The organism is Hyphomonas sp. (genome assembly GCF_040882205.1).
Lineage (GTDB): Bacteria > Pseudomonadota > Alphaproteobacteria > Caulobacterales > Hyphomonadaceae > Hyphomonas.
Map to the genome: position 1 here is coordinate 1 of NZ_JBBEBT010000146.1, position 4,621 is coordinate 4,621.

Here is a 4,621-nt window from a genome sequence, read left to right on the forward strand (position 1 = left end):
CGACACCCGCGACGCAGCCCTGCAGCTGCAGGTTCTGCATTTTCAGGCAGCTCTGAACCGCCGGCTCGGTCATCACCTTGGCAAGGCGGGCCTGGTCGACCGCGCCAGCGCCAATGACACGCATAGCTGCGAGCGAGGCGATCTGGTTGGCGACGGCTTCCTTGCCGTACTTCACCTTCTGGCGCTGGCCGGTGAAGCCGGTTGTCAGGAAGGCGGGAAGGCGCACGGCGCCGGCGACGTCTTCGGTCGTCGCGGCCGCATTGATGATGCCGGCCCTGGTTTCGCCCGAGAGCGGCGCCGTGCTGGTCAGCGCGCTGACGATCAGGTTATCGGCGGGCACGCCCTTGCCCTGGAGGACCTTGACGACTTCGGCGCGCTGGCCGCCGTTACGAATGCGCGACTTCGCCCAGCCATAACCTTGCAGGGAGTAGCCCTGTTCCTTGATGATGGCGGCGTTCGAGTAAAGCTTCGGCAGGTCCGTATCGGTCACCGCGATGGCGCCGCCGACGGCATTGTCGCCGCCTGCGAGCGAGCGGGCGTAATTGTTGCCGGCGGCAAAGCTCCTCATCACCGGGTCACGGCCGTAGAAGGCCTCGATGTCGCGCACGGTGGCGGCAAATTCCGGGTCCTGCGCCGCGACGAGGGCTGAGTAAGCCATCCAGCCGCGCGTCAGCTGGTCAGCATTATAGCCTCCGAGGGTGCCCAAAGCCGCGTCGAGATCGCCGGCATTCCTGAACGGCTTGGCCGCAACATCCTCGGCGTCCGACTGGAACGTCATGTAAACGGCGGCGTTTTCCGAAATCGGATCAGCCTTCTGCGCGGATGCGCCGGGCGAAAGTGCCAGGCCGCACATGACTGCGGCAATTACCCCAGAGGTCTTCATTCTAAATTTCCCTCACGCGACACGCGATAGTGTTGCCCCATCTTCCCTGCAGGGGGAACCATGCCTTGTGTGATTTGCGCATTACAAATACACCAGCAGGGGCACCTGATCCGGCAAGAATGCCTAACAATTCTCTATGGGGTGTTAAGACTTGAGCCCCGATACGGCGCAGAAGCGGTTACAATTCGTCCACCTGGCGTGGATCGCGCTGGGGCTGACGGCGGCGGTTTCGGGCGGCATTGCCGGCGCGCCCTTTGTGAGCCTCGCTGCGGCCGTTTTGCTGACCCTCATTCCCGGATTGACTGGCTACGCCGTGGCGGCTGGCGGAGATACGCTGCGGCGCGGCTTACTGGTGATCGCCTGGCTGGTCACCGCGCTGGTTGGCGTCGTGCTTACGGGCGGGGGCGTCTCGCCGTTGATCGTGCTTCTGGTGGCGGCGCCGCTGGCGGCTCTGCTGGCGGGTGCGCAGCGGATGGCGGCGGAAGCCGGCACCTTCGCCGCGCTCGCGCTCTTCGCGGTCGTCATCGCCGCGCCGCTCGGCTGGATTCCGCCCCAGCCGCCGGGCGCCGCGGAACTCGCCGCGCCGTTTGCCTTTGCCGGTGTCGTGCTGTGCGCGCTGGCGGTCTGGCACCTGGTCGATGTGCAGATGGGCGACGCCCGCCGCGCTGCGGCAGCGCCCTCGCCCGAAACGCCCCCGGACCCCGACCTCGCCCCCTTCGCGATGGCCGGGATCAGCTGGGTGGACGTGACGCCGGAGGGGCGCCTGCGGCGCGTGCAGGGCGATACATTCGGCCTTGTCACCATGCGGCCCGGCTCGGCGCTGGCGAGCCTGTTCACCGACCATGACTTTCCCCTGCCGCCGCCCGGGCGCACCGGCCGAAAGCTGGTCACGGCCGAACTCGTCTCCGGCCAGCGCGTGCGCGTGATCGCCGAACGCCATGTCAAGGGCTGCCACCTCCTGATGGTCGACGCGCTGGACCAGGTGCCTGAACTGCCCTCCAGCACGGTGGCGGACCTTGAAGCGAAACTGCAATCGCGCACCGCCTTCTTCGCTTCGCTCGGTCATGACCTGAAGACGCCGCTGAACGCCATCCTCGGCTATGCCGAGGTAATGCAGGCGGAATTGATGGGCCCGATGCCCAGGCCGTACGCGGACTATCCGGCGATCATCCACGAGAGCGGCACGGACCTGCTGCTGCTGGTGGACGATATCCTCGATCTGGCGCGCAGCGAAGCAGGTCAGCCGCGCCTCGAGCCGGAGCCAGTGGACCTGTCGGCCTCCGCCGAGTCTGTCATCCGCCAACTGACGGGTCAGGCCGACCGGCTGGGTATCACGCTGAAGCTGAAAACGGCCGGCGAAGTCTGGGCCGAGGCGGACGCCCGCGCGGTGCGCCAGATCTGGCAGAACCTCGTCTCTAATGCGATCAAATACTCCGTGAGCGGAAAAACGGTCACGCTGGAAACGCGCCTTTATGACGGCGCCGCGCTGCTCGCGGTCACGGATCGGGGCGCCGGTATTGCTGGGGCTGACCTCGTCCGGCTGACCGAACCTTTCGCGCAGGGCACCGGCGCCAAGCCCGGCACCGGCCTTGGCCTCTCCGTGGTGCGCCGCTTCGCCGAACTGCACGGCGGCAGCCTGAGGATCGAGTCGAAACCCGGCAGGGGCACCCGCGTCGAAGTCACGCTCCCACGCGCCGCCGAATCCGACATCGCCCCGCTGGAGGAAGCGGCGGAGTAGGCCGGTCATGGAACACAGCTTCCCGCATCGTCACGCCGGTCGCCCAAAGGCCATCTGGGGCCGTTTCAGACGGCCGCGGCTGCGGCCAATCGAGATGGGCCGCCAGCGGATGATGAAGAACAAGGTCAATGACAGCCGGGGCGCTACCTTTACCGCCCGCTTGCAGCCGCCCGGTGCGCGCTGTGGCCTCTCTGCTTGCGAAGGCGCAGCTGACCACGGGGCGCCGCGCTTGGCCTGTTAGGCAGTATCCTATGGTCTCGCCGCTGGAAGCGGGAAAGTCCAATAGGGAGTTTCCGGGCAGCAAGGCGACTGGTTTGCCGCCGCTGATCGAGGTGCGGCAAGTCGCACCAGCAGATTTCAGCGGCGGCATTCGTTCTGTTTTCGTTATAAATGCCGTGTACGGACCAAATTTCGAAGCGCTCGCTCTGCCCGGCTGGATCGCCGGGCGGGTCAATGACGGGGCAGGCAAGGGCGCCGTGCCCTTCAGCTTCGCCGCCGCCGGAAAGCCGGACCCCGGCCCCGCGCTGACCCATATTGAGGTTACCGGCTTCGAGCCGGACCTTGGTGCTTTCCTCTCGAAGGAGGCTGTACTTGTTGCCCCTGTCCTCAACGGCGCCGGCATAAAGACGAAGATCACAGACGCCCTCGGATAAAACGTGCCGGTGGTCACCCGCCCCCGCTCGGCGCAGAGGGGCTGAACCTCCAGCCGGGCCTGCATTTCCATCAGGCCAACGATGAGGAAAGCTTTGCCGAACTGCTGCTGCGCCTCGCCCGGTCTGCGGGCCCGCCAGACCTTCGAAACCAGGGCGCGCGAAGCCCGCGGCTTTGTGCTGGAAACCCATAGCCGGGCATTCCTGCAGGCGCGCCTGCGACATGCGGCCGGTTCTTCCGCAGCGGCCCAGGTTTGCGGCAGACGCCTGCTTTGCCGGACCGGCGAAAAATTAGAGTTCCACCGCCTCCCGAACCATGCCACCGTCCCCTCCCAATCGAGAGGGGATGCCCATGAGGAAGTTTGTTTTTGCCGCCATTGCAGCCCTTGCGCTTGCAGGTTGCGGCGCGGTCGGCAGCGGCAAGAAGGCCGCTATGGTTAAATCCTGCACCGAAAGCGGCGAGTCCGAAGCCAACTGTACCTGCATCGCCGACAGCCTCGAAAAAGGCCTCGATGCAGACACCTTCAAGCTCGTCGCCGCCGCCATGGCGGCCGGTGAGGATGAAGGCGAGCAGATGATGAACGACCTGCCCGCCGACAAGCAGGGCGCCGTGATGGGCGCGCTGATGTCTGCCGGCATGAGCTGCATGATGGGCGGCGCGGTCGAGGGCTGATCCTCAACGTACTTGACGCGGCCACCTATGTCGGGGGATTCTCTGGCATGGACCGCTTACCTTCCAGACTATGGATCGAGGCACTGGTGCGGCGGGCGCAGCTCTCCGGGGCCAGTGCCTTCGTCGTTCAGCATGGGGACGATGATCGCGGCGATGTGCTGGTGAAAGTGGCGAGCCTCAATGGCAACGCCGCCGCCTATGCCCCCTCGATGAACCTCGAGGGTGAGCGGGTCTTTCTGAACCTCGCGATGCAGGGGATAGGTCCGGACGAGGCCAGCGTGGACGAGTATGTTGCCCGCGCCAAAGCGCGCGACAGCGACCTCTGGATCGTCGAGATCGAGGACCGGGAGGGGCGCACTTTCCTGACGGAACCTGTTGAAAACTGACGCTGACGCCGATTGAATCCGCACAGGAACGAGGGCAACTGCAATGCGAATGGATCTGGTGACGCTAAGCCTGCTGATGGTGGCCGGCACGCCGGCGCTGGCCATGGCGCAGGGCTGCACCGAGGCGGAGGCGGCGCTGCGCGCGGACGCCGCGCAGCTCGGGCCAATGCTGGCGCAGCTTGGCCTGCTCAACAATGAGTACCAGGCGAAGCAGAAGATGATCGAGGAGGAGTATGACTACTACTACTATTATTACGGTACGGCGCCCGTCGCCGGTCCGGGCTCCTATAT

6 protein-coding genes are annotated in these 4,621 nt (G+C 65.8%); 5 read left to right on the forward strand and 1 reads right to left on the reverse strand.

Annotation, left to right across the window (positions count from 1 at the left end; translation table 11 throughout):
* A partial coding sequence (locus WEA77_RS05685) for a hypothetical protein (protein WP_368066901.1) occupies nt 1–883 on the reverse strand: 883 nt, incomplete at its 3' end.
* Nucleotides 884–1,034: 151 nt separating this feature from the next.
* Between WEA77_RS05685 and WEA77_RS05690 the strand changes: the two genes are divergently transcribed.
* The 5 genes from WEA77_RS05690 to WEA77_RS05710 all read left to right on the forward strand — a co-directional run.
* Nucleotides 1,035–2,621, forward strand: coding sequence for a sensor histidine kinase (locus tag WEA77_RS05690; RefSeq protein ID WP_368066902.1), 1,587 nt, complete (start codon nt 1,035–1,037; stop codon nt 2,619–2,621).
* 395 nt (nt 2,622–3,016) lie between these two features.
* On the forward strand, nt 3,017–3,274 hold the full coding sequence (locus WEA77_RS05695) for a hypothetical protein (RefSeq protein WP_368066903.1): 258 nt from the start codon (nt 3,017–3,019) through the stop codon (nt 3,272–3,274).
* 349 nt (nt 3,275–3,623) lie between these two features.
* Complete coding sequence (locus WEA77_RS05700; RefSeq protein WP_368066905.1) at nt 3,624–3,944, forward strand: hypothetical protein; 321 nt, start codon at nt 3,624–3,626, stop codon at nt 3,942–3,944.
* Between the two features lie 47 nt (nt 3,945–3,991).
* Nucleotides 3,992–4,330, forward strand: a complete 339-nt coding sequence (locus WEA77_RS05705; RefSeq protein WP_368066906.1) for a DUF1491 family protein — start codon at nt 3,992–3,994, stop codon at nt 4,328–4,330.
* Nucleotides 4,331–4,373: 43 nt separating this feature from the next.
* A partial coding sequence (locus WEA77_RS05710) for a hypothetical protein (RefSeq protein WP_368066907.1) occupies nt 4,374–4,621 on the forward strand: 248 nt, incomplete at its 3' end.